The following is a 24,585-nucleotide window of genomic DNA, read 5'->3' on the forward strand; positions in this document are numbered from 1 at the left end:
GCAGTCTTTTTTGTTTATCTTTTCCCATTGGGTGTAATTGAACGTTCAGACTGTGGTATAATGGTTCGAGATAAATTGAGTTTGGAAGAGAAGGACGGGATTAAATACAATGATTAGTACAAGCGGCATAACGCTTCGCTTCGGTAAGAAGCCACTATTCGAAGATGTAAATATTAAATTTACGCCTGGCAACTGCTATGGCTTGATTGGCGCGAACGGCGCCGGTAAATCGACGTTTCTGAAAATTTTGTCCGGAGAAGTTGAACAGTCCAGCGGCGAAGTTCACATTACCCCGGGCGAACGTCTTGCGGTACTCAAGCAGAACCATTTCGAATACGACGAGTTCAACGTCCTCGAAACGGTTATTATGGGCCACAAGAAGCTGTATGACGTGATGAAAGAGAAGGATGCCCTTTACGCGAAAGCCGACTTCACCGACGAAGACGGCATGCGCGCAGGCGAGCTGGAAGCCGAATTCGCCGACATGAACGGCTGGGAAGCGGAATCGCAAGCGGCTGAGATGCTGAACGGTCTTGGTATCACTCCGGATCTGCATGATAAGAAAATGTCTGAGCTGGGCGGCAACGAGAAAGTCCGCGTCCTGCTTGCGCAAGCGTTGTTCGGCGAACCGAACATTCTGCTCCTCGACGAGCCTACCAACCATTTGGACATCGAATCGATCCGTTGGCTGGAAGATTTCCTGTCCGGTTATGAAGGCACCGTTGTGGTTGTCAGCCATGACCGTCACTTCCTGAACACCGTATGTACGCATATTGCGGACATCGACTTTGGCAAAATCCAGATGTACGTGGGCAACTACGACTTCTGGTACGAGTCTTCTCAGCTGGCTCTCGCGCTTCAACGCAGCGAGAACAAGAAGAAAGAAGACAAGATTAAAGAACTTCAAGCGTTTGTCCAACGCTTCAGCGCGAATAAATCGAAGTCCAAGCAAGCGACCTCCCGTAAAAAATTGCTGGATAAAATTACGCTCGACGACATTCGTCCGTCGAACCGCAAATATCCGTTCATTCAATTCAAGGGCGAACGCGAAGCGGGCAAATCCTTGCTGCTTGTTGAAGGTCTGACGAAGACAATCGACGGCGAGAAAGTGATCGATAACTTGACGATTGCCGTAAACAAAGGCGACAAAATCGCTTTCGTTGGCCCTAACGGCCTGCCGAAGACGGTATTGTTCCAACTTCTCATGGGCGAGCTGGAAGCAGATTCCGGCACGTATCAATGGGGCGTTACGACAACGCAAGGCTACTTCCCGAAAGACAACGCGCCTTACTTCGACGGCGTGGAGCTGAACCTCGTGGAATGGCTCCGCCAATACTCCAAGGATCCGGACGAGACGTTTATCCGCGGCTTCCTGGGCCGTATGCTCTTCTCCGGCGACGATGCGATGAAGAAAGCATCCGTTTTGTCCGGCGGCGAGAAAGTACGCTGCATGCTTTCCAAAATCATGCTGAGCGGCGCAAACGTGTTTATCCTCGACGAGCCAACCAACCACTTGGACCTCGAGTCCATTACGGCGCTTAACAATGGTCTGACGGAAACGGACTGCACGGTTCTGTTTACCTCGCATGACCATCAGTTCGTGCAAACTATTGCGAACAGAATCATGGAGATTACGCCTAACGGCTTGATCGACAGAATGATGACTTACGACGAGTACCTCGAGAGCGATGAGATTAAAGCTCTTCGCGAGCGTATGTACGCGGTTTAATCACTTAGAGAGAGCTGTACAGTCCCTGACTGTACGGCTCTTTTTTTGTAGGATGCATAAAAGCACGCATAGGGTAAACACTGTTTCTTTAGACCCTAATGGAATCGCTTGGGTAGGGGAGGTTAGATTACTGTAATGAATCAGTATGAAGAGATCAAGCAGGGCGAGAAAGGAGCCTTGATCAGCATCGGGGCTTATATCGGGCTGTCGGCTATCAAGCTAGGCGCAGGCTATTGGTTTGCCTCTGGGGCGCTCGTTGCGGACGGCTTTAATAACCTGACGGATATTATCGCTTCGGTTGCCGTACTGATTGGTCTTCGCATCTCTCAGAAGCCGCCCGACAAAGATCATCCTTACGGACATTTCCGGGCAGAGACGATTGCGGCGCTTATTGCTTCGTTCATCATGGCGACGGTTGGTCTGCAGGTGATTATCAACACGGTACGTTCTTTATTCTCGGGTGAGCAGACCGTGCCTTCGCTGACCTCGGCATGGGTTGCTTTGTTTGCGGCAGCCTGCATGGGGGCCGTATACCTCTATAACCGCAGGCTGGCTGACAAGATCAATAACCAGGCTTTGCATGCGGCGGCAAAAGATAATTTATCCGACACGCTTGTCAGCATCGGCGCGGCAATCGGGATTATAGGCGCTCAGTTTGGCCTGCCTTGGCTGGATCCGGTAGCCGCGCTTGCGGTAGGAGCCATCATATGCAAGACCGCCTGGGATATTTTCTACAGTTCAACCCATGCCTTGACGGATGGCTTTGATGCCAACGAGCTAATGACGCTGCGTTCCACGATAGAGGGGACCAAAGGCGTCAAATCCATTAAGGACATAAAGGCCCGCGTACACGGAAGCAATGTGCTCATCGATGTAATTGTGCAGGTTGATCCCGGTCTGACGCTTATTGAAAGTCATCGGATCAGCGATGAGATCGAGCAGCGGATGGAAGGCAAACATAACATCATGAGCGTCCATGTTCATGTGGAGCCGCATGAAGAGCCCTATCCCGGTTCCGGTGCTCTGCATTAATAAATAAATAACCTTAGCCAGTGCGGCTAAGGTTATTTGCTGTAAGGCTATTCCTAATCAGTTATCCGTATTTCTTCAGCATCTCGAGGAATTTGTTGCCCGAGAGTGCCGGAGTTCCGGCGTTCAGTCGGAATGCTTCGTCCGACCCCGGTCTGTTTATGCCGGGATGCACGGTGAAGAATAAGGTAACGCCTGCATTTTTCTCAAGCTGTTTAGCCGTCGGGCTGAAAGCGCCATACGGGAAAGCGAGCATCTGACGCGTATTATTCAGCTCTTCCTTCAGCCTTTTTTCCATCAGCTGCGCATCCGCTTCAACGCGCGCCATGTATTCCTTCTTCGTCTCCACGCGGCCTTTGTCCGGAAGGTAAATCGGATTGCTCAGCATAGGGCCCTTTTTCTTGCCCTTTTTATCAAGCGGGGCATAGTCATGCTGGTTGTACGTATGGCTATAGAAGCTGAAGCCTTCGCCTTTTAGCTTGCGCATCGTATCCCAAGTCAGATGCTTCGTGTGCACGTTCTGATGGTCGCTGCTCGAGCCGATAACGAAGTGCGTAGCCGGGAAATTATATTTTTTCAAAATGGGAACCGCATATTGGTCAAAGCTTTCGTACCCGTCGTCAAAGGTAATAACAACGGCGTTATCCGGTACTTTCGCTTTGTGCTGCATGAAATCCTCGAACTGCTCAATGCTGATGACATTGTAGCCGTTCTCCTTCAGAAGCTTCATATGCGTGCCGAATCGGCTGGGCGAGATCGTCGCTCCGCTTTCTTTCTCATCGATATGATGATACATAAGGACGATAACCTTGTTCTTGTAATGCGCTGGTTTGTTTGCGGAAGCCTCAAGCTGGTATTTGGACACCGGCCAAGTGATCGCAATGGCGATGACGAGGAGTGCAGCAATCACTTTCATTCTCACAACTTATTCCTCCTACGGATGTATTACGCGTCCAGCTGTCTTTCCGGCATAACCGGCTGAGAAGGCCGTTTTTTGGACTTTGGCAGATTGCCGAAAGCGATCCAGTTGAATGGCACATAACGGGCGAAGAAACCAACCACGATCCAGGATGCGGTCAGGGCAAGCACGAAGCCGCCGAGATACCAAAGATGAAGCAGCCATGCCGTACCCGTATGAAGCGGGCGTTCCCGGTAGAGAAGCAGGAAGAATGGATGAATCAGGTATACGCCAAACGATAAAGCGCCAAGTCTTGCGATAACCTTGGTCAGGACATGCGGCAGCTTTTTGGACAATATAAACGAAATTTGCAACAAAACCAGCGCCGTCAGCACCCCATGAATATTCCACACCAGATCGAACAATGTAGTGTTGAACGATTTCAGGTGCAGCCTTGTTTCGTAATACAAATACACATGGGCCAAGCCAGCCGCGATCCACAGTGCCCACAGGGCAACCCACGTTACGACGCGAGCGTTTGTTGCATGCTTCCTTGCAATAATAATCCATTCTTTGATTTTCGGATAATAAATCCCTAGAGCGGCGCCAAGCAGATAATACGAGAAATAAGAGAACGACCAGCTGCCGCGGTTAGGGACGCCGGGGGCTGGAAGCACGTGTTTATTGATAATAAAGAACGCCCATTGAATGGCAATCCCCGCGGGAATGGCCCATTTGATCGTGCGCGGATATTTTTTCATCAGCCACAGGAACAACGGAAACATCAGATAGAACTGTATGTTTATATACACGAAATATAAATGCGTATAGGCTTTGCCGGTAAGTACTTTATCGATAAAATTCTGAATTTCCGTTGATAGAGACCGATCCGGATAATAAAGGTAATGCAGCACCGTAAAATAAAACAAAGAGAAGACCAAATACGGAATTATAATGTACAACAACCGTTTCTTATAAAAGCTTCCGAGCAGCTGCTTGTCCAACGGCCGCGTATAATAATTGTAGAAGAGGACAAAGCTGCTTAGGAAAATAAAGGTTGTCGTTCCTATCTTCATGAAAATATTGAAGAAGTTGTAAAGAAAAAAGTAGTTCGAATCCACCATAGCCACGGTGGCAAACGAAGTGGAATGGACGGACAGGACGCCTATAATAGCCATTGCCCGTACGAGTAGCAGCTGGGGAATATTGTCCCTTTTCTGCAGGGTTGGTGAAGCCGTAGCCATTCGTTATACATCCTTCCTTAGGTTCTAAGCTATTAACCTATTAACCTATTAACCTATTAACCTATTAACCTAGTTATTATAGTATAAACGAACAGGCATACACAACAATTTGTCTTAATCTCCCAATTGAGATTAAGACAAATTTTGTTATTTTCCTTTATTTATTCTCTTGGTCTTCTGCGGGCTGCTCCGCTGTCCTGCGCAGCTTGAATCACTCTTTTGCGAACCTCTTCAACCACTCTTGCATTAAATACGCTTGGAATAATATAGAACCTGCTCAGCTCATCCTCGTTGATGACGGAGGCGATCGCTTCGGCTGCGGCAAGCTTCATCTGCTCATTGATCGTGACCGCGCGGCTGTCCAGCGCCCCCCGGAAAATGCCGGGAAAACAGAGGACGTTATTAATCTGGTTCGGATAGTCGCTTCTTCCCGTAGCCATGACAGCTACGATATCTTCGGCCAGCTCCGGCCGAATCTCGGGTTCGGGATTTGCCATGGCGAACACGATAGGCTCGGGTGCCATCGATTGAATATGCTCCCGGGTCAGGATGCCGCCGGCGGATACCCCTATAAATACATCGGCATTGGCAAGCGCTTCTGTTAGCCCTCCGCTGATTCTTGCCTCATTGGTATTCTGAGCGTACCATTGCCACATCGGATGGCTGTAGGTTTTGTCTGCCGTCAGAATCCCTTCGCGGTCAACCCCTACGATATGCTTGGCGCCGCCGGCCAGCAGCATTTTTGTGCATGCCGTTCCAGCAGCCCCGATTCCGCAAATGACAAACCGCGTATCTTCGATTTTTCGTTTCGTCAGCTTAAGAGCGTTCAGAAGCCCTGCGTACAGGACGACAGCCGTCCCGTGCTGATCGTCATGGAAGACCGGAATATCGAGCTCGTCCCTAAGCCTGCGTTCAATCTCGAAGCAGCGGGGCGCCGATATATCCTCCAGGTTAATGCCGCCGAAGGCAGGGGCGAGATGCTTGATCGACGCAATAATCTGCTCGGTATCCTGAGTATCGAGACAGATTGGGAAGGCGTCCACGTCCGCGAACTGCTTGAACAGCATCGCTTTGCCTTCCATAACGGGCATTGCCGCATAAGGGCCGATATTGCCGAGGCCAAGCACTGCGCTGCCGTCGGAGACGACGGCAACCGTATTGCGTTTGATGGTGAGGGTAAATGCCTTTTTCGGATCAGCCTCAATGGCTTGGCACACCCTCGCGACATCCGGAGTATACACACGGGATAAATCATCCCGGTTTTGGATGGGGGTTTTGGGCTGTATCGTTATTTTACCGCCAAGATGCAATAGAAAAGTTCGGTCGGACACATGCCGGAGGCGAATGCCCGGCACGCTCTGAAGCGCGGTTTGCAGCCGCTCGGCTGCGCCGGCTTCCGTAATTTTCACCGTCAAGTCCCGTATGCTAACCTGCTTGTCGGTTTGAATGACGTCAATGGCTACAATATCGCCGCCTGCCGCTTCAATCGCGGAGACGGCCTTGCCGAAATACGCCTGCTGGGTATCGATCTCGAGACGCAGAATGATTGTTTTTCCGTCCATGCTCCGTTCCTTCATCTTAATCCTCTCCCTTTGCTATTCGACTGCGATATACGTATCCTTCTCTATAATAACAATAACCGGAAAAGGTTTGTACTATTCGAACGGGGAAGGATTTTGTACAAGCAAAAAGCCGTCATTGCAGCAGTTGCAAGACGGCTTTAGGACAAGTAAGCGGATTGTATTCTTCGTTTCTTTTATGGATCAGGGTCTGGCGGTAGCTGGCCGAAGCTTCGGGCTGCTGAATGACAGCCATCCATTTATCGACCGTTTCGGTCGTCTCCAGCATTTCGCCGAAGCCGTTTTTGATGAAATATTCGCAGTTTTGTTCTTCCTGCCCGGGAATCGGCTCGTAGAACAGCATCGGAATGCCTTTGCTCATCCCTTCCGTGCAGGTCATCCCGCCTGGCTTGGTTACAAGAACATCCGCGACGTCCATCAGCTTGCTGACTTCTTTCGTAAATCCGATAATCCGGATGTTATCATGCCGGAACCTTGGATTCGCGAGCATTTTTTCTTTCACCTTGTCGTTATTTCCTACGCAAAAAATAAATTGAACGCGTTCGCGCCACTCCGTCATATATTCCAGCAGGCTGTCTTCATACATAAGACCCCAGCCGCCGCCCATAATAAGGACGGTAGGAAGCGCCTTGAGTCCGAACTGTTCCCTGATCTGGGCCTTGTCGTAGCTTTTCCAGAAAAGAGGATGGACGGGGATGCCGGTTACGGCAATCCGGCTCTCCGGCACGCTGTGGTTAATGAGCTTGTCTTTTACCAGGGAAGAGGAGACAAGGAATTTGTTCACTTCCTGGTTCACCCATGAACCATGCGCGTCGTAATCGGTAATGACGGTGCATAGCTTTATGTTCAGCCCAAGCCTCTTCAGGCGGCTGACAACCGCGTTCGGAACGGGATGAGTACAAATGACGAGATCCGGCTTCAATTGGGCGATAACCTGCGAAGTATGTGTATAAAACATACGGTGAAGCGCAAGCTGCATAAATCGGTTTAACGATTTTTTATAATTGCTGCGGTACATCAGGCCAACCATCTTGGGCTGCCTGCTTACCGTTTTGCGATAGGCTGAAATAATTAAAGGTCCTAGCACGGGATTAAGAAAATTGCCCAGCTCCATCACGCGGGTCTGTATATCCGGGTTGAGCTGGCGCAGGCCTGCTGCCAAGGCATGCGCGGCTTGCGTGTGCCCTGATCCGAATCCTTCGGAGAGCAGGAGCACTCTTTTCTTACGCATAATGTCACCTACTTTTCTAGTTCCATATTACGACTCTGCTCGATTTAAAACAAGTCATCCTGCTATTGAAGTTGCAGGGGCGATAGTCCTAGCTGACGGCCATCGCGGCTGCAATCGGAAAATCACGGGTTGCTTTGCAAGAAAACATTCTTATATGATATTGTGAATTTCTGCTGGATGAAGAAAAGCCGATCGATGTACTAAGCGGTATTATAGCACATTGGAAATAAGTAGCGAGCATTCGAATGTGCAAATCAATTTATTTTAGGAGGTCTATTACATATGCAAGACAATCGTGATTTTATCGTTCCGGGAGCGTTGGTTAAAGCCGATGTCAGGTCCGGCCAATATATTGGCGAGATTGTGGAAGTAAACGGGCCGCGCGCGGTTTTTAAGGTGCTGGCCGTATTGAAGCATCCCGAGCAGGGAGACCTGCATCATCCTTATAATCCGGACGTCGCGATGTTTCATGAGCGCAGAGCATTGAGCTATACGGAAAAAACGAATGTGCTGCTTCGCGATGTGAAGCCGTTTGAAGGGGAAGTGCCGGACTACAATGCCTCGCTGCAGGAGGCGGTTGCAGCCCAGATCGCCGCGCTGGACCGTCTGATGAGATGGTCCGCGCGCGGGCTGGAAATGTTGAAGGAATTGCGGAAGGAATATAAGTAACTAGAATAATCTCTTCTACTATAGTAGGTAAATCGAGACCTTGCGGTCTTTTTGGTTATTTGTTAATAAAGGCGGTTTGCAGGGTGCCGCGGTAAGTGACCTGAAGGCCGAGTGCTTCGGACAAGGCGGCGAGCGGAAGGTAAGTTTTCGATTCCTTTCCTGACTTCAGCAAAAATGCGGGAGGCGTTGTCAGCTTGACCTTCTTGCCGTCGATCGTTACGTATGCGGAACCGATAGCAAGGATAACGGTATGATTATTATAAGAAACCGTTGCGCTTTGGGTTGCGTTATTCCAGGTCAGCTTCGCGCCTAAAGCATCCGTAATGTCCCTCATCGCAACAAAGCTGCGGTTGCTGCGAAGAACGGGCGGGGCTGCCGAAGCGGGAAGCTCCTTGCCGGCCACAACAACGGACATTTGAACGTTGGCCTGGCGCGGGCGGATGGTCCGGTAATCGCCCCAGATCGCGGTTGCGAAAGCGCGTCCCATTGCCGCGTAACCGAGATGGTTCGGATGAATGTCGCCTTGCGCGATGGAGGTGTACTCCAGCTCGTGGCCGACAAACAAGCTGCTGACATCCGCAACCTGAAGCTTGATGCCATCGTCCGCAAGACGGGTGCTTACCAATTCAAGCTTGCCGCGGAGCTTCGTTACTCCGTCGAGCAGAAGCTTGCGCTTTGCTTCGGGATACAGCTCGATTGTCGTGGAGCCGAACTGCAAAGGCGCGGGAACCGGCAAATATTGATCCGACATGACCATTTGCGCCTTGGGGTTCAGGGCGGCTATCGTTCGGATTGAAGCTTCGAGATCTTTTTCGTACTGATCCAATATCGTTTGGATGTAGGTGGTAATTTCTTCGGCGGTTGCTCCGGAATCCAGCTTCGTCATCACCGGAAGCAGGTCGTTTCCTCCGATCGTTAGAACGATCAAGCTGGCGGAACGTATGGATTTAGCCATTTGGGCGGTTTGAGCGGCAAGCGTTTCCTTGCGGGGGTCCTGCAGCTCTTTTTGAATATCGTCGGCCTTCACGGTACGGCCGCCCGAAACAGCCTCAAGCAGGCGGTTCAAGCCTTCGGCTTTAAGTCCAAGTATCCCGTAATTGACGTATTCCGCGCGGAGACCGTGGAACAGCGACTGCTCGTACACCTGCTCGACGTAACCGTAAGGAACGGATTTTTCGGTATAACCATGCTCGTAACCCGCAGTTAAGGAATCGCCGAGAGCAACGATCCGATAAGGCTCAGACACCCCCGATTCAGCCCTAGCCGGCGCCCCTCCCCAGGCCGATGCGGCCAAGATCATGAAAGCTAACATTACAACTACAGATTGGATTTTCCTTGATTTGCTATACAAATGTTCATCCTCCTTTTGATAAAATGTTAGGCATAGTATAAGAACACGAACAATGTGCTGTAAAGTAAAGTTTTATCACATTCATAAAAATATTAAATTGATTCCCTTTTGGCCTGATGTTAAAATAATATAATAACCGCAATGGCGGAACACGGCCCGGAACATGGTCAATCTTAAACGAAAGCTTCATGCAGCTAATTATTTTCGACCAGATACGAACGATTTCCTTTAAAAGCTTCGGAAAGTTTGTGTCCGCGGATAAGATGCCATCAAGCCATCACGTTTAAGCTCGTAAGAATGGCAAGCAACAGGCCGATGCGCCTCGATTGCTGCCGTTCGATATACCGTTATTGAGCTATGCTTGCCCAAAAATCTTCTGATAGAAAGGTTGCACACGATGAAAGAGAAAATTTTTGGATTACCGCCGAAACAAGGTCTATACGACCCGCGCTATGAAAAAGACGCATGCGGCATGGGATTTGTAGCAAACATCAAGGGAAGAAAATCGCATACTGTCATTCGTCAGGCGCTGACATTGCTCGAGAACATGGAGCACCGCGGCGGTCAAGGCAGCGAACCTAACACGGGGGATGGAGCAGGTATCCTGATTCAAATCCCGCATGATTTCTTCGCACGTGAATTGAAAAAGATTGAGATTGACCTTCCGCAAGAAGGAGAATATGCCGTTGGTCTGCTGTTTATGCCCCATGATGAAGCCATCCGCAGCTCGTTCGAGCGCGAACTGGAGAGCATCATCCGCGAAGAGGGCCAATCGCTGATCGGCTGGCGTACGGTTCCTACGAACGATTCGAAGCTTGGCCAATCCGCTTTGTCGGTGAAGCCGTTCGTTCGCCAAGTGTTTATCGCGAAGAACCCGGGCATTCAGGACGAATTGTCCTTTGAGCGCAAGCTGTACGTGATCCGCAAACGCGCGGAGATCGCCATCCGTTTCGGCGGCAAAGAAGGCGGAGAGATGTTCTATTTCACAAGCCTTTCGAGCAAGAAGATCGTCTACAAAGGGATGTTGACTACCGAGCAGGTACGCTCGTTCTACCAGGAGCTGAACGACGAAGCAGTCGTGTCGGCTATGGCACTTGTTCACTCCCGTTTCAGTACGAACACGTTCCCGAGCTGGGAGCGCGCGCATCCGTTCCATTATCTGATCCACAACGGCGAGATCAATACGCTGCGCGGCAACATCAACTGGATGCATGCCCGCCAGACCTTGTTCGAAACCGAGCTGTTCGGCGAAGACATGGAGAAGGTAAAACCGGTCATCAGTCCGGATGGTTCCGATACCGCGATGTTCGATAACGCGCTTGAGTTCTTGCATTTGTCCGGCCGTTCCCTTCCGCATGTTGCGATGATGATGGTACCGGAGCCTTGGTCGAACCATGAGAGCATGGACGACAAGAAAAAAGCATTCTATGAATACCACGCGACTCTGATGGAGCCGTGGGACGGACCTGCCGCAATGGCGATTACGAACGGTACGCAAATCTGCGCTTACCTTGACCGTAACGGCCTGCGTCCAGCCCGTTATTATGTAACGAAAGACGATCATATCATCCTCGGTTCCGAAGCCGGCACTGTCGAAATCGCTCCAGAAGAGATTGCGTACAAAGACCGTCTCCGTCCGGGCCGTATGCTCGTTGTAGATACGAAAGAAGGCCGCATTATTTCCGACGAGGAAGTAAAAGCGCAAATCGCGGCTGAACAGCCTTACCGCGAATGGCTCGACGAGCATCTCGTTGATCTCGAAGCATTGCCGGACGCGCCGGAGCTTCCTGAACTGGATCACGCTACCGTGCAGCAGCGTCAGCAGGCATTCGGCTATACGTTCGAAGACGTTCGCAAAGTGCTTGAGCCAATGGCGAGCAGCGGCCAGGAGCCGATCGCTTCCATGGGTTACGACGCGCCGCTTGCCGTATTGTCCGAGCGCCCTCAGCGCTTGTTCAACTACTTCAAGCAGCTGTTCGCGCAAGTGACGAACCCGCCGATCGATGCGATCCGCGAAGAGATCGTTACATCGGTAAGCACGACAATCGGACCTGAGCGCAACCTGCTGAAGCCTGAACCGGAAAGCGCGCGCCATATCAAGCTGGATACGCCAATCCTGTCGAACGAAGAATTCGCGAAGCTTCGCCACGTACGCCGTCCCGGCTTCAAGTCGATTACGCTTCCGATCTTCTTCCCGGCTGCCGAAGGCGAAAAAGGCTTGCGCGCAGCGCTGAAGCTGATGTGCGATGCGGCAGACCGCGTTATCGATAAAGGCCATAATATTCTTATTTTGTCCGACCGCGGTATTGATAAAGACAACGCTGCTATCCCGTCGCTGCTTGCCGTAGCGGCTCTGCACCATCACTTGATCCGTCAAGGCACAAGAACGAAGGTAGCGATTCTGCTTGAATCCGGGGATCCGCGCGAAGTGCATCATTTTGCCCTCCTGCTCGGCTATGGCGTCAATGCAGTTAACCCTTATCTCGCTTTCGAGACGCTTGACGATATGATCCGCCAGGGCATGCTGAGCAACATCAAGCATGAGAAGGCCGTTAAGAACTTCATCAAGGCGGCTACTAAAGGCGTAGTAAAAGTACTGTCCAAAATGGGTATTTCGACCATTCAATCGTACCGCGGCGCGCAGATCTTCGAAGCGCTTGGCCTGCAGGAAGAATTGATTAACGAATACTTCACATGGACTCCGTCGCGTATTGGCGGTATCGGTCTCGATATCATCGCTCAAGAAGCGCTGAAGCCTCATAACAAAGCATACGCCGACCAAGAGGGCGGGGAGAAAGAGCTCGACTCCGGCGGCGATTACCAATGGCGTAAAGACGGCGAAGACCATTTGTTCAGCCCGCAAACGATTCACACGCTGCAAATGGCGTCCCGTAAGAACGACTATAAACTGTACAAGAAGTTCTCGAACATGGTTCAAGGCGAAGACAAGAAGCATATGATGCTCCGCTCGCTGCTCCAGTTCAAGGATGGACGGCAATCGGTACCTATCGAAGAGGTTGAACCGGTTGAATCGATCTTTAAACGTTTCAAAACAGGCGCAATGTCGTTTGGTTCCATCAGTAAAGAAGCGCATGAGAGCCTCGCAATCGCGATGAACCGTATTGGCGGCAAATCCAATACCGGCGAGGGCGGCGAAGACCCTGCGCGCTTTATCCCGGATGCGAACGGAGATTCCCGCCGCAGCGCGATCAAGCAGGTTGCATCGGGCCGTTTCGGCGTAACGAGCAACTACTTGGTTAACGCGGACGAGATTCAAATCAAGATGGCGCAAGGCGCGAAACCGGGTGAAGGCGGCCAGCTTCCAGGACGCAAGGTTTATCCTTGGGTTGCGGAAGTTCGCGGTTCCACTCCTGGCGTAGGCTTGATCTCGCCACCACCGCATCATGATATTTATTCGATCGAGGACCTTGCCGAGCTGATTCATGACCTGAAGAACGCAAACCCTCGCGCTCGCATCAACGTGAAGCTCGTATCCGAGGTTGGCGTAGGCACCATCGCTGCAGGCGTTGCGAAAGCTCGTGCTGACGTTATCATGGTCAGCGGTTACGACGGCGGTACTGGCGCATCTCCAATGAACTCGATCCGTCATGCGGGTCTGCCATGGGAGCTTGGTCTTGCGGAGACGCATCAAACGCTGATGCTGAACAACCTGCGCGACCGCGTCGTTATCGAAACCGACGGTAAAATGATGAACGGCCGCGACGTTGCGATCGCTATCCTTCTCGGCGCTGAAGAATACGGCTTCTCGACTGCACCGCTTGTTGTACTGGGCTGCGTTATGATGCGCGTATGTCAGCTGGATACTTGCCCGGTTGGCGTTGCAACGCAAAACCCTGAGCTTCGCGCGAAGTTTATGGGCGATCCAAGCCATGTCGTGAACTACCTGACCTTCATTGCGCAGGAGCTTCGCGAAATTATGGCCGAACTAGGCTTCCGCACGATTCAAGAGATGGTCGGCCGCGTCGACATTCTCGAATCGAAGAACCTGGTTGACCATTACAAAGCAAAAGGCATTGATCTTAGCCTTCTGCTGCATACGCCGGACGTACCGCAAGACGCAGCGCGTCATAACGTTCAAGAGCAAAATCATGGCCTCGAGCTGTCGCTCGACATGCAGGAGCTCGTTCCGGGCGCGCAAGCAGCTCTGGAAAGCGGCGAACGCGTTCGCGGCACATTCCCGATCTACAACACAAACCGCGTAGTTGGTACAATTTTGGGCAGCGAAGTAACCCGCCGTTACGGCGCGAAAGGCTTGCCTGAAGATACAATCTCGTACCACTTCGTTGGTTCTGCCGGCCAAAGCTTTGGCGCATTCGTACCGAAGGGCATTACGCTCTCGCTCGAAGGCGACTCCAATGACTATGTAGGCAAAGGCCTCTCCGGCGGTAAAATTATCGTTGCTCCGTCTCCGAAAGCTACGTTTGTAGCCGAAGAGAACGTTATTATCGGCAACACGGCGCTGTACGGTGCAACGGATGGCGAAGTTTACATCCGCGGTATCGCAGGCGAACGCTTCGCGGTTCGTAACTCCGGCGTGAAGGTTGTTGTCGAGGGCGTAGGCGATCATGGCTGTGAATACATGACGGGCGGCCGGGTAGTTGTACTTGGCGGCACGGGCCGCAACTTTGCGGCAGGTATGTCCGGCGGCGTTGCATACGTGTACGATGAACAAGGCGATTTCTTCAATAACTGCAATATCGAGATGGTTCTCCTTGAGCGTCCGGAGACCGAAGAAGATGTTGCCGAGCTTCGCGGCCTGATTGAGCGTCATGTGGAGTACACAAGCTCTGCCGTTGGCTCGCGTGTCCTGAACGATTGGGAAGGTTCGCTCGCGAAATTCGTGAAGGTTATTCCGAAGGATTACAAAAAAATGCTGGAGCATATCCGCAAAGCGGAGGATGCCGGCTTGAAGGACGACAAAGCGCTTCTCGCCGCTTTCGAAGAAAGCATGAAAGAGCTGGCTCGTACAGGAGGATAATGGGGAACAGGCTGGGCAATTGCTCAGCCTGTTTTTTTGTTGTTTGGTGAGTGTGGGAGTGGCTCGGAATGCCGGGAAAGTATCTCCTTCCAGTCGCTGTTGAAATCGTGGGGTTCTGAATTAATTAGGCTATGGTAATCCCACGATTTCAAAGGCGAACGCTCCGCTCTTCCAGGAGATACTTTCCCTCTATTCCTTCATACCCACACTACAAAAACAAAAAAGAGCAGGCGGCGCAAAATGCCGCTCGCCTGTTGTAGGGAGGGGCAGCGAAAAGCGAAAAGCGAAAAGCGGAAAGCGGAAAGCGGAGGGCAAGGGCGAAGAGCAATGCAAATACATCCCAGAGTATAAGAGGAAAAACGATTAAAATATATTGTAAAACGATAAATGTAAGGTTATAATATCACTGAGTCTACACTGATGAGGTGGTTGTAATGAACCGCGTATCCACTTTTTTTCTAAAGATAACCGTGTTGTTCATGGCGTTGCCTGCGATCGCGATATGCGTATTTGGTGTGATTGGACTGATAAGGAATAACCCTAATCAATTTCCGGGCAGGATGCATCCATCGGATATCGGCTTTTTTGCAGCTGTAATTCCATACTTTATAGCACTATATACGGTCATGAAATTACTTGGTTATATTGATAACAATACCGCGTTTTCCGAATTGTCCGTCCGTGCGTTAAAGAAGATTAAATATTGCGGCGTATCTATCGGAATTATTTTTGTGGCGATGATGCCGTTTGTGTTTATCATGGCGAGGCAAGAAGATGCTCCGGGGATTATCGTAATAGGGATGGCTGTAGCTTTTGCTTCATTTGTGGTCGCCGTGTTTGGCGCTTTGCTTGAGCGTCTGCTGCAAAATGCCATAAAGCTTAAGTCAGAGAATGAACTCACCGTTTAGCCTCCGAGGACATCGCCGAACATAAAATAACCGTCTCTGAGGAGACGGTTATTTTATGTTTTGGACTTGCATAGGATGGAAGCAGTAAGGAACAAGCGATGAAGAAGCCTATCTATGAAAAAAAGGTTAGGAGCAGATCTATCTGTCTCTAACCTATTCCTAACCATTTGTTATGCGATCTTACAAAGGCTTCCAACTCGATTGGGGCTGGAATTTCACGAAGAAATGGGCCCATACTCCTATTTTCGACAAAAAAAGAACTAATCTTACCACACTTTCCGACATATTCCAGCCGAACTGTTAGGTATAATAACATTATTGTTTTACTTTATTAGGAGTGGGAGTCGGATAAAATGAGAGATGCAGAAATGCAAGTAGCAAGCACCGAAGATAAACGTACTGAGCTAAATATTAGGGAAATATTAATTCAACTCAATATTCCGCCGGAAAAATGGCCAGCGGATCTGATCCAGCCCTAACCATTGTCCCGGCCTAATTCATCATACGTTCTGCCCGAACGAAGGCAATAAACCGTTTTGTTTCTTCAGCTGTAAGCTTACGGCCGTCCACGCTTAAATTATACTTCTCCAGCAGCTCTTCGTCAGACAGCTCCAAATGATCGACAAAGTTACGAATATCTTCGCTTAACGCCGCCTGTGTATTCGTTGTTCTTCCTACCAAATAATCTATGGAAACTTGATACAGGTCAGCAAACTTCGCCAAGGTCTCCGTATCAGGCTCTCTGCGGTTTTTCTCGTAATGAGATAATGCAGCCCTGGATATGCCGAGCTTCGAGGCGGTTTGCTCCTGTGTCCATTTTCTTTCTTCCCTCAAGCCAGCAATTCGGTTTCCTATATTCATCTTTATATCCTCCTAAAATGACTGACTTCCGCTACACCTATATTAATACGTAAACGTTAAAATTTCATTTGTTGCAACAAAACGTCGCAAAATATCCGCATACTCTTTATTTCCACTTGACATGTTACATAACGTATCGTAAAGTGGAAGAAATACTAGATACGTTTTGTATCATTCATCCTCAGTATTCACACGTTTCGCAGCCTTTATTCCTCTCTGCTAGCGTAACCGATAGATGGGGTTCCGCGGGTGAAATTCAAGTAAGGAGATGCTTCAGCCATGGGTGCCGACCCGTTTAAACCACGGTCTAATATTCGTATCCATATGCACGAAGGGATAACGGCAATAGCTGGTCTGCTCGATGAGCGGGGCCTCTTGCTGACGGCTTCGACATGTCCGGTGCTGATCCTGAATATGAGCCGTCATGGACTATGCTTTTTGTCGGGACTACGCTTTCCTGTGCATAAAGGCTACATGCTGGATTTCCAGATGAAGATTTCCGGCGTGGCGATCAATCTGCGCGGCCATGTCGTTTGGCGTAACGCAAGGGATAACCAATATGAGTACGGTATCGTGTTTCATCCTCCCAACCGGCTTCGGGCTGTGCTGGTCCGCATGCTGAATCAGGAGCTTCTGCGTCAAAGCCCGCAGCAGTACAAGATTCATGCATTATACCGGGCATTAAGTTATAAGGCAATTCAATAATTGGTGGCAGGTGGTAAACCCATGCAACAATCCCTAATGGAAAATAGCAAGCTGATTACGACGAGCAATCCCGATTCCCCTATTGCCGAAGCGTACCGTTCTTTGCGTACGAATATTCAATTCTCTTCCATTGATGTACCCGTGAAGACGCTGATGGTTACGTCCTGTCAGTCCGGTGACGGCAAAACAACAACGATTGCGAACCTTGCGGTTGCCTTTTCGCAAGAGGGCAAGCGTGTACTGCTGGTTGATGCGGATTTGAGGCGGCCAACTCTTCATACGGTTTTTATGCTGTCCAATCAGACCGGCCTGACGAACGTTTTGGCTAATCAGATGGATTGGGAGGATGCCGTGCATTCCACCTCGGTCGATAATTTGTTTTTTATCGGTTCCGGTCCCACTCCGCCTAATCCTTCGGAAATGCTGGGCTCCAAAAAAATGAATCAGCTTATCGAAGAGCTGTCCGCCCATTACGATATGATCCTGTTTGACGCTCCGCCTTCCCTCGTTGTAACCGACGGACTTGTGCTTGCTTCCAAATGCGATGGCGTAGTTGCCGTAATCAGCGTTGGGATGACCAAGCGTCAGCAAGCGAAAAAATTGTACGCCAGTCTTGAGCATGTAAAAGCGAAGCTGCTTGGAGTGGTGCTCAACAATAAGAAAAAGAAAAGCAAGGAACAGCTGTATTACACCTATTACGGTACAAACAGGAGGATGTAATGGGAGAGCAGCAAGTAAGACTCGTGTTATTAGCCGGCGGTCAAGGCAGACGGATGTGGCCGCTTTCTCATTCGAAGCGTGCGAAGCAGCTTCTTCCCCTGTTGCCTGGACCAAGCGGTGAAAAGGAGTCTTTGCTGAACAGGCTGTGGCGACAGCTGGATCAGGTTGGATTGCAGCAGGATACGTTTATTACAATCAGCCACAATCAGGCGGAAACATTGCGCAATCAGCTCGCCATCAGCCTGAACGTGATTCAGGAGCCGGAGACGAAAGGGAGTTACCCCGCCGTTGCCCTTGCTGCTTCCTATCTTTATTCGGTTGCCTCCATTCCTCTCCACGAGACGGTTGCCGTATTGCCTGCGGATCTGTATGTGGAAGAAGAGGACTGGTTCGAGACGCTGAAGGAGCTGCCGGAGCAGCTTCGCAGGCATCAATTAAATCGTGCGGTGACAAGCGATGAGAGCGGCATTATCGTCTTCCGGCTGGAAAGCGTAATCTCCGTTTTGACCGAAGAGGGCCTTCCCATCCAGTATGAGCAGCTTTTCCGTCGTTACGAGGAGCTTTATAGCCGGCTGGAAGACAGAATGATCGGATTATTTGAAGAGAGCCCTACCTTCCGAATGCCGGAGCAGCCCTTTTGCCGCATTAACAGCTGGAATGCTCTTGCTGCCGCCTTCCCGGAAAACGCTTCTATTTATAATGATTCGGCAGCTCCCGTAATTATGATGGGGCTGAGTAATATTACCGTGGCCGTTTCTTCCGCGGGAATTTTGATTGCCGATCAAGCCGCCTGCATTCCTGATGAACAGGCGCGGATTATAAGCACGGAACAGCCGCCGCTGGTTCCCGGTTATGAGGCAGGCAGGTGGGGCAATGCCGTCGTAATTAGCAGCTTATCCCGCGAGGATGGACAGCAAGCAATCACAAGAAAGCTCGAAGTGGTTGATGGCGGGTTCCTAAGCTATGCCTTTTATTTGAAGCGTAAGATTGTCTGGACGGTACTGGCCGGTGTAGGAGAGCTGATCCGGAATGAGAAGAGAAGCATGATTAAGACAGGCGAAGTTGTCGAGCTTCTGCCGGGAGATCGGCATACTGTTATGGCCAGGTCCGGACTCACGCTCCTGGAAGCTCATATCGGAACGGATCTAACCGAAGATGACCGGATTGTGCTCGGGAATCATTGGGAAGAAGTCCATACGGCCATCTAGAGTTTGTGGTAATGAAGAAGGGGGAAGCGAAGGGTGAAACGGGGCTGGAGAAGGGCACTCATTGGCATTGGAGCGGGATTGGTCGTCATTGCGGCCGGGACAGGCGGATATGCCTGGCATCTATATGGTTCGGTGAAAGAGACAGCGGACAAAATCTATGAGCCGATTCAGCCAACGGCATATGTAAGCAAAGATCCTGAGGTTACGGTCAAACCGCAGCAAGCGGCTCAAGCCTTGATCGAGAAGCGGCATCCTTTTACGGTAGTGGTGATGGGCGTTGACGAGCGGGAGAATGATAAAGGACGCTCCGATACATTGATTGTGCTTGCGGTTAATCCAGAAAAGAAATCGATCCTCATGTTTAACATCCCGCGTGATACGAGAACGGAAATTATCGGCCATGGTACAACGGATAAAATCAATCACGCGTACGCCTTTGGCGGAGTGTCGATGGCGAAAAATACGGTCGAGCATTTCCTCGATTATCCCATTGATTATTACATCCGGATCAACATGGAAGGCTTCGCCCATTTGATTGACATTCTCGGCGGCGTCGAGGTAAACAATCCGTTTTCCTTCTATTACGGGGAGCATCAATTCGATCAAGGACCCCTAAAATTAAACGGTGATCTGGCGCTCCTCTATTCCAGAATGCGTTACGACGATCCAAGAGGCGATCTCGGCCGGAACGCCAGACAGCGGGAGATCATGATGGAGGTTATGAAGAGCTCGCTTCAGTTCTCCAACATTACACAGATTCAAAAAATACTGAAAGAGCTTGGTAACAGCGTCAAGACCAACATTACGTTTGACGAGATGAAGACCTTCATGTCCGATTACCGGGAAGATCTCGGCAATATTAGCACGGTTGAGATTAGCGGTTCGGGAAGCATGATCAATAAGATATGGTACCTTATTGTAAGCAAGGAAGAGAAAGAGAGAATTCATGAGCTGATTAAAGAACAGATGGATACCAATCAGACAGCGTCTTAACAGGGCGCTGTTTTTGTCTCTCGTAATGTATACGCTTACAAAATAAAAGACGACAAATCATATACAAGTATTGACAACTTTCGCTAAATCCAATAAAGTATAGATACGAAGTGTAACAATAATTGATAATGATACAAATAGTATTTGGAGCGGGGGAATAATGATGATGCAATTGGAAGAATGTTTTTATTGCGTGGGCTGCGGAAAAATGGTGAAGGTGCATGATGCAAAGGCGCTTTTTCGGACCGGCTTTTTCCGTGTTGTCCTTCCGCTTGGCTGCTGCTCGGACTGTTCCCGGGTCTAACGAAATAAAGTCTTAATAGGCTGTTCACTTTCCCTCCCCCTTCTAATTCGCTATAATAGACGGACGATACATAGAACTAGATTTTGGAAAATAAAGCAATGATTCATCATTGAATGAATCATTTAAAGGGAGGGTATCATGGAGCAACCGATCGTACAGCTGCAGCAGGTGACGAAGCGAATCGGGAAGAAGACGATTATCGACAATCTGACGCTGGACCTGCCGCTTGGCGAAGTTTTTGGTTTTCTCGGGCCCAACGGCTCCGGTAAAACAACCACGATCCGCATGATGGTAGGCCTTATGGCCATGACCGCGGGCGAAATCAAAATCGGCGGGTACAGCATCAGGACCCAGTACCAGCAGGCTATACGCAATGTGGGAGCGATTGTTGAGAATCCGGAAATGTACAAATATTTGACCGGTTACCAGAATCTTGTCCATTTTGCGCGAATGATCGAGGGTGTGACGCCTGCACGGATTCAGGAGGTCATAGCCCTTGTTGGTCTGGAATCCCGCATTCATGACAAGGTGAAAACTTATTCTCTCGGGATGCGTCAAAGACTTGGGGTAGCTCAAGCCATCCTGCACCGTCCAAAGCTGCTTATCCTTGACGAGCCGACCAACGGATTGGACCCGGCCGGTATCCGCGAGCTGCGCGATTATCTTCGCCAGCTGTCCAAGGAAGAAGGCATTGCCGTGTTTGTGTCCAGTCACTTGCTCTCCGAGATGGGGCTGATGTGCGACAGGGTTGCGATTATTCAAAACGGCAAGCTGATCGATGTTCGGACCATCCACCAAGGAGGTCTGGATGCTGCGAGCGATGTAAATATGCTGTTCGAGGTAGACAAGCCTGCCGAAGCATCCGAAATTGCGGCCGGGCTTGGAAAAGCCGCGTTCAGGGAAGGCGACAGCCTTATTATTGAAGCAAACCGCGAGTTCGCTGCTGAATTTAATGCCCGATTGGTTGCCGCGGGCATCAAGGTATACGGTATCCGCGTCCAAACCAAGTCGCTTGAGGATCAATTCCTTGAAGTAACGGGGGGTGAACGCATTGTTTAATTTTTTCAAGCTGGTTCAGAATGAGAACATGAAAATTTACCGCCGCCCACGGACGTATGTCATGCTGGGAATCTTGCTTGCTTTGATCGCGGCAATATCGATTATCGGTTATTTCGTGGATCATAATCATAATACCTCCGCATGGAGCATGATTATGACGGAAGTGATGATCTCGTATACGTTGATTACGGTATTTACGATCATTATCGCTTCTTCCGGCGTAGCCGACGAGTTCACGAGCGGCACAATCAAGCTGCTCCTGATTCGTCCGTGGACAAGATCCAAAATTTTGCTTTCCAAATACATTGCCGTTCTTCTGTACGCGCTAGGCATGGTCATCGTTATGCTGCTGTTTACCGTCGTGCTGAATATCATTCTGTTCGATGCAAGCGATAATGCGGCAGCCGATATTGTTTCCCCGCTTGTTTCGGGCTCCATCGCGGCTTATTTAGTCAAATACGCCTTGCTGAAGTACGTGTCGCTGATCGTCACCACAACGCTGGCGTTTATGCTGGCAACCGTATCCCGCAGCGGCGCGCTCGCTATAGGTTTGTCGCTGTTCCTGATTTTGGGGGTTAATAGCTTTACGCCGCTGCTGGCTGCGCTTAAGTACAAATGGGCGGATTATATTCTGTTCATCCATCTTGATCTTACGCAATATTTGAACGATACGCCATTGCGCGACGGTTCAACGATGGGCTTTTCCATCGCCGTCTTGGCCGTCTATTACGCCATTTTTGTTGCTCTGGCCTGGTACGTCTTCAAGAAGAGGGATGTAGCAGCTTAAAGCAAAACGAAAAAAACTCCCATTCGGTTCTTCCTTCCGGAAGAGCAGAATGGGAGTTTTTCGTATACGGCGCATAGGTTCCGATCAGACGGCCTGGCGGGATTTTTCCTTCTCGGGGGGTTGTTCCTTGGCGGGCGGGGACGTATGGCTTCCGCTGCCTGTCTCGGACAACGGCCGGGTACGTTCGCTTGGACGTTCCATGTGGCAGGTACCGTTCAGCATGCCGCCGTCCTGCACGATCATGCCTTGGGCGGATACGCTGCCGGTCAATTGACCGGTTGAAGTAATGGTCAGCCTGCCTTTAGCGGTTACCTCGCCGTATACTTTGCCTGCAATCGTAATATCTTTGGCGGTTATGTTCGAGCGTGCCATACCGTTTTCCCCGATAATGACATCTCCCAGACATTCAATGTCTCCGCTATGTTCTCCTTCGATGCGGAGGTGTGCTTCGCAGATCAGCTTGCCCTCGATACGCGTCCCTAGACCAATTAACGTATCAGTCGATGAAACGCGCTTGTTGTCCTTGAACATGGGGATGCTGCTCCTCCTTCCGTTCGGCCGGTATTTGACTTTCTATTGACTTTTATTCTCGCAAAGCTCGAAACATGCCAGATTTATCTTCGATCTATAGGAGAAAAATGGCGTATACCTACGGGTCAGTACGAGTTTGTCGAATATAATGATAGTGTTGATTTTTGATCTAACAGGATGGTGAGGCATGAACGTAATGGATACAAGGCTGCCGGGAGTGAAGCTGCTGGAGCCACCCGTATACGGCGATCACAGAGGTTTTTTTACGGAAAGCTATAACGAAAAGACGGCACGCGAGAATGGCATCCTCCATGCTTTCGTTCAGGATAATCATTCGTTGTCGGTAGAAGCGGGGGTTCTCCGCGGCATGCATTATCAGCTTCAGCCAAAAGCGCAGACGAAGCTGGTCCGGGTAACGGCGGGGGCGATCTACGATGTGGTTGTGGATATTCGCCGCGGCTCGCCAACCTTTGGACAATGGCAGGGCTTTATTTTAAGCGCGGCCAACAAAAGACAGCTGTTAGTTCCGCAAGGCTTTGCCCATGGCTTCTGTACGCTGGTGCCGAACTGCGAGGTACAGTATAAGGTGGATGCCTTGTACGCTGCGGAGCATGACCGGGGGATCGCCTGGAATGATCCGGCGCTTGGCATTGACTGGCCGGTGACGAAGCCGATCTTATCGGATAAAGACGCCAAGCATCCCGTGCTTGCCCAGGCGGAAATCAATTTTGTATATGAGGGGTGAGCATACCACAATGAAACTTTTAGTTACGGGCGGAGCGGGATTCATCGGGAGCAACTTCGTTCAGTACATGATGAGCCGTTATCCCGATTACGAGATCATTAATGTCGATGCCTTAACGTATGCGGGCAATCCGGAAAATCTGCGGCAGGTGGAGGATCATCCGAACTATACGTTTGTCAAAGCGGATATCGCGGATCAGTCGGCGCTTACCCCTCTGTTTGAGTCCGGTATTGACGCCGTCATTAACTTTGCCGCGGAATCCCATGTAGACCGCAGTATTTTGCAGCCGGGACTGTTTGTGCACGCGAATATCGTCGGGACGCAGACGCTGCTTGACTTGTCCAAGACGTATCAAGCGAAGAAATACGTGCAGGTATCGACGGATGAAGTGTACGGTACGCTTGGCGCAGAGGGATTGTTTACGGAAAATACGCCGCTTGCGCCAAATAGTCCATATTCGGCAAGCAAAGCCGGAGCAGACCTGCTTGTCCGCGCTTATTACGAGACTTACGGTCTGCCGGCCGTCATTACGCGCTGTTCGAATAACTACGGACCGTATCAATTTCCGGAAAAGCTTATTCCTCTGATGATTCTCCATGCGCTGCAGGATAAGCCGCTGCCGGTTTACGGAGACGGTCTTCAGATCAGAGATTGGCTATATGTCGAGGATCATTGCAAAGCGATCGATCTGGCGCTTCATCAAGGCCGTGTCGGGGAAGTGTACAACGTTGGCGGCAGCAATGAACGGACCAACTTACACGTGGTAAAAACCATCCTGCAGGAGCTGGGCAAGCCGGAATCGCTGATCCGCCATGTGAAGGACCGTCCCGGCCATGACCGGCGTTATGCGATTGATGCGGATAAAATCAAAAGCGAGCTTGGATGGACACCGTCGCATAGCTTCGAGAACGGGATTAAATCGACGATCGAATGGTATCTTCGCAACGAAGAATGGCTCGAGCAGGTTGTATCCGGTGCGTACAGGAACTATTACGATACGCAGTATGCGAAAAGGCTGGAGTCCAAATGACCGC

21 protein-coding genes are annotated in these 24,585 nt (G+C 50.3%); 14 read left to right on the forward strand and 7 right to left on the reverse strand.

What is annotated here, in order from left to right; translation table 11 throughout:
* The first annotated feature begins 109 nt into the window (after nucleotides 1-109).
* Together CFI03_RS26970 and CFI03_RS26975 are read left to right on the forward strand one after the other, a co-directional pair.
* The gene (locus CFI03_RS26970) at nucleotides 110-1,729 is read left to right on the forward strand and encodes an ABC-F family ATP-binding cassette domain-containing protein (protein ID WP_201007890.1); all 1,620 of its coding nucleotides are present in this window, start codon (nucleotides 110-112) and stop codon (nucleotides 1,727-1,729) included.
* 135 nt (nucleotides 1,730-1,864) lie between these two features.
* Nucleotides 1,865-2,761 carry a cation diffusion facilitator family transporter gene (locus tag CFI03_RS26975; protein ID WP_248761535.1) on the forward strand — a complete coding sequence of 299 codons (897 nt, stop codon included), beginning with the start codon at nucleotides 1,865-1,867 and terminating at the stop codon, nucleotides 2,759-2,761.
* Nucleotides 2,762-2,822: 61 nt separating this feature from the next.
* Here CFI03_RS26975 and CFI03_RS26980 read toward each other — a convergent pair whose 3' ends face one another.
* The 4 genes from CFI03_RS26980 to CFI03_RS26995 form a co-directional block, all read right to left on the reverse strand.
* Nucleotides 2,823-3,674 carry a polysaccharide deacetylase family protein gene (locus tag CFI03_RS26980; protein ID WP_248762452.1) on the reverse strand — a complete coding sequence of 284 codons (852 nt, stop codon included), beginning with the start codon at nucleotides 3,672-3,674 and terminating at the stop codon, nucleotides 2,823-2,825.
* A gap of 29 nt (nucleotides 3,675-3,703) precedes the next feature.
* On the reverse strand, nucleotides 3,704-4,900 hold the full coding sequence (locus CFI03_RS26985; protein ID WP_248761537.1) for an acyltransferase: 1,197 nt from the start codon (nucleotides 4,898-4,900) through the stop codon (nucleotides 3,704-3,706).
* A gap of 161 nt (nucleotides 4,901-5,061) precedes the next feature.
* Entirely contained in the window at nucleotides 5,062-6,477 is a 1,416-nt protein-coding gene (locus CFI03_RS26990; RefSeq protein ID WP_248761539.1) for an NAD-dependent malic enzyme, read from the reverse strand.
* A 118-nt stretch (nucleotides 6,478-6,595) separates the two neighbouring features.
* The gene (locus CFI03_RS26995) at nucleotides 6,596-7,711 is read right to left on the reverse strand and encodes an MGDG synthase family glycosyltransferase (protein WP_248761541.1); all 1,116 of its coding nucleotides are present in this window, start codon (nucleotides 7,709-7,711) and stop codon (nucleotides 6,596-6,598) included.
* A 282-nt stretch (nucleotides 7,712-7,993) separates the two neighbouring features.
* On the opposite strand from CFI03_RS26995, the gene kapB reads away from it, so the two are divergent.
* Nucleotides 7,994-8,380: a kinase-associated lipoprotein KapB gene (kapB, locus tag CFI03_RS27000; protein WP_201007894.1), complete on the forward strand. Its 387-nt coding sequence runs from the start codon at nucleotides 7,994-7,996 to the stop codon at nucleotides 8,378-8,380.
* Nucleotides 8,381-8,435: 55 nt separating this feature from the next.
* On the opposite strand, the gene CFI03_RS27005 is transcribed toward kapB, so the two are convergent.
* Complete coding sequence (locus tag CFI03_RS27005) at nucleotides 8,436-9,731, reverse strand: stalk domain-containing protein (RefSeq protein ID WP_248761543.1); 1,296 nt, start codon at nucleotides 9,729-9,731, stop codon at nucleotides 8,436-8,438.
* 397 nt (nucleotides 9,732-10,128) lie between these two features.
* Between CFI03_RS27005 and gltB the strand changes: the two genes are divergently transcribed.
* From gltB to CFI03_RS31200, 3 genes are all read left to right on the forward strand, one after another.
* Nucleotides 10,129-14,730 (forward strand): glutamate synthase large subunit, encoded by a 4,602-nt coding sequence (gltB, locus tag CFI03_RS27010; protein WP_248761546.1) that lies wholly within the window; start codon nucleotides 10,129-10,131, stop codon nucleotides 14,728-14,730.
* Between the two features lie 434 nt (nucleotides 14,731-15,164).
* Nucleotides 15,165-15,638, forward strand: coding sequence for a DUF2975 domain-containing protein (locus CFI03_RS27015; RefSeq protein ID WP_248761548.1), 474 nt, complete (start codon nucleotides 15,165-15,167; stop codon nucleotides 15,636-15,638).
* Nucleotides 15,639-15,991: 353 nt separating this feature from the next.
* A complete protein-coding gene (locus CFI03_RS31200) occupies nucleotides 15,992-16,117 on the forward strand; it encodes a hypothetical protein (RefSeq protein ID WP_280525714.1) in 126 nt (41 codons plus the stop codon).
* Between the two features lie 13 nt (nucleotides 16,118-16,130).
* On the opposite strand, the gene CFI03_RS27020 is transcribed toward CFI03_RS31200, so the two are convergent.
* Nucleotides 16,131-16,499, reverse strand: coding sequence for a helix-turn-helix domain-containing protein (locus tag CFI03_RS27020; RefSeq protein WP_127495665.1), 369 nt, complete (start codon nucleotides 16,497-16,499; stop codon nucleotides 16,131-16,133).
* Nucleotides 16,500-16,778: 279 nt separating this feature from the next.
* Between CFI03_RS27020 and CFI03_RS27025 the strand changes: the two genes are divergently transcribed.
* The 6 genes from CFI03_RS27025 (at nucleotide 16,779) to CFI03_RS27050 (ending at nucleotide 22,275) form a co-directional block, all read left to right on the forward strand.
* Complete coding sequence (locus tag CFI03_RS27025) at nucleotides 16,779-17,204, forward strand: PilZ domain-containing protein (RefSeq protein WP_248761551.1); 426 nt, start codon at nucleotides 16,779-16,781, stop codon at nucleotides 17,202-17,204.
* A gap of 21 nt (nucleotides 17,205-17,225) precedes the next feature.
* Nucleotides 17,226-17,924 carry a CpsD/CapB family tyrosine-protein kinase gene (locus CFI03_RS27030; protein WP_248761553.1) on the forward strand — a complete coding sequence of 233 codons (699 nt, stop codon included), beginning with the start codon at nucleotides 17,226-17,228 and terminating at the stop codon, nucleotides 17,922-17,924.
* Entirely contained in the window at nucleotides 17,924-19,132 is a 1,209-nt protein-coding gene (locus CFI03_RS27035) for a sugar phosphate nucleotidyltransferase (RefSeq protein ID WP_248761562.1), read from the forward strand. Before CFI03_RS27030 ends, CFI03_RS27035 begins: the two co-directional genes overlap by 1 nt.
* A 33-nt stretch (nucleotides 19,133-19,165) precedes the next feature.
* Nucleotides 19,166-20,125 carry an LCP family glycopolymer transferase gene (locus tag CFI03_RS27040; RefSeq protein ID WP_248761564.1) on the forward strand — a complete coding sequence of 320 codons (960 nt, stop codon included), beginning with the start codon at nucleotides 19,166-19,168 and terminating at the stop codon, nucleotides 20,123-20,125.
* A gap of 442 nt (nucleotides 20,126-20,567) precedes the next feature.
* Entirely contained in the window at nucleotides 20,568-21,488 is a 921-nt protein-coding gene (locus tag CFI03_RS27045) for an ABC transporter ATP-binding protein (RefSeq protein ID WP_248761573.1), read from the forward strand.
* Complete coding sequence (locus CFI03_RS27050; protein WP_283094704.1) at nucleotides 21,481-22,275, forward strand: ABC transporter permease; 795 nt, start codon at nucleotides 21,481-21,483, stop codon at nucleotides 22,273-22,275. The genes CFI03_RS27045 and CFI03_RS27050 overlap by 8 nt, the downstream gene beginning before the upstream one ends.
* An 84-nt stretch (nucleotides 22,276-22,359) precedes the next feature.
* Here the strand turns inward: CFI03_RS27050 and CFI03_RS27055 are convergent, their stop codons facing one another.
* A complete protein-coding gene (locus CFI03_RS27055; RefSeq protein WP_248761577.1) occupies nucleotides 22,360-22,806 on the reverse strand; it encodes a bactofilin family protein in 447 nt (148 codons plus the stop codon).
* Between the two features lie 187 nt (nucleotides 22,807-22,993).
* Between CFI03_RS27055 and rfbC the strand changes: the two genes are divergently transcribed.
* Nucleotides 22,994-23,551, forward strand: a complete 558-nt coding sequence (gene rfbC / locus CFI03_RS27060; RefSeq protein ID WP_127495657.1) for a dTDP-4-dehydrorhamnose 3,5-epimerase — start codon at nucleotides 22,994-22,996, stop codon at nucleotides 23,549-23,551.
* 10 nt (nucleotides 23,552-23,561) lie between these two features.
* Nucleotides 23,562-24,581, forward strand: coding sequence for a dTDP-glucose 4,6-dehydratase (gene rfbB / locus CFI03_RS27065; RefSeq protein ID WP_248761579.1), 1,020 nt, complete (start codon nucleotides 23,562-23,564; stop codon nucleotides 24,579-24,581).
* The last annotated feature ends 4 nt before the right edge of the window (nucleotides 24,582-24,585 follow it).

The sequence above is a fragment of the Paenibacillus sp. ATY16 genome (assembly GCF_003399985.2).
GTDB classification, from domain to species: domain Bacteria; phylum Bacillota; class Bacilli; order Paenibacillales; family Paenibacillaceae; genus Pristimantibacillus; species Pristimantibacillus glycanilyticus.

Bases quoted from the DNA above. Each gene is read 5' to 3' on its own strand.
- rfbB (WP_248761579.1), top strand. From the start codon at position 23,562: ATGAAACTTTTAGTTACGGGCGGAGCGGGATTCATCGGGAGCAACTTC.
- CFI03_RS26995 (WP_248761541.1), bottom strand. From the start codon at position 7,711: ATGCGTAAGAAAAGAGTGCTCCTGCTCTCCGAAGGATTCGGATCAGGG.
- CFI03_RS26985 (WP_248761537.1), bottom strand. From the start codon at position 4,900: ATGGCTACGGCTTCACCAACCCTGCAGAAAAGGGACAATATTCCCCAG.
- CFI03_RS27025 (WP_248761551.1), top strand. From the start codon at position 16,779: ATGGGTGCCGACCCGTTTAAACCACGGTCTAATATTCGTATCCATATG.
- kapB (WP_201007894.1), top strand. From the start codon at position 7,994: ATGCAAGACAATCGTGATTTTATCGTTCCGGGAGCGTTGGTTAAAGCC.
- CFI03_RS27030 (WP_248761553.1), top strand. From the start codon at position 17,226: ATGCAACAATCCCTAATGGAAAATAGCAAGCTGATTACGACGAGCAAT.
- CFI03_RS27045 (WP_248761573.1), top strand. From the start codon at position 20,568: ATGGAGCAACCGATCGTACAGCTGCAGCAGGTGACGAAGCGAATCGGG.
- CFI03_RS26990 (WP_248761539.1), bottom strand. From the start codon at position 6,477: ATGAAGGAACGGAGCATGGACGGAAAAACAATCATTCTGCGTCTCGAG.
- gltB (WP_248761546.1), top strand. From the start codon at position 10,129: ATGAAAGAGAAAATTTTTGGATTACCGCCGAAACAAGGTCTATACGAC.
- CFI03_RS26975 (WP_248761535.1), top strand. From the start codon at position 1,865: ATGAATCAGTATGAAGAGATCAAGCAGGGCGAGAAAGGAGCCTTGATC.
- rfbC (WP_127495657.1), top strand. From the start codon at position 22,994: ATGAACGTAATGGATACAAGGCTGCCGGGAGTGAAGCTGCTGGAGCCA.
- CFI03_RS27015 (WP_248761548.1), top strand. From the start codon at position 15,165: ATGAACCGCGTATCCACTTTTTTTCTAAAGATAACCGTGTTGTTCATG.
- CFI03_RS26980 (WP_248762452.1), bottom strand. From the start codon at position 3,674: ATGAAAGTGATTGCTGCACTCCTCGTCATCGCCATTGCGATCACTTGG.
- CFI03_RS27020 (WP_127495665.1), bottom strand. From the start codon at position 16,499: ATGAATATAGGAAACCGAATTGCTGGCTTGAGGGAAGAAAGAAAATGG.
- CFI03_RS26970 (WP_201007890.1), top strand. From the start codon at position 110: ATGATTAGTACAAGCGGCATAACGCTTCGCTTCGGTAAGAAGCCACTA.
- CFI03_RS27055 (WP_248761577.1), bottom strand. From the start codon at position 22,806: ATGTTCAAGGACAACAAGCGCGTTTCATCGACTGATACGTTAATTGGT.
- CFI03_RS31200 (WP_280525714.1), top strand. From the start codon at position 15,992: ATGAGAGATGCAGAAATGCAAGTAGCAAGCACCGAAGATAAACGTACT.
- CFI03_RS27035 (WP_248761562.1), top strand. From the start codon at position 17,924: ATGGGAGAGCAGCAAGTAAGACTCGTGTTATTAGCCGGCGGTCAAGGC.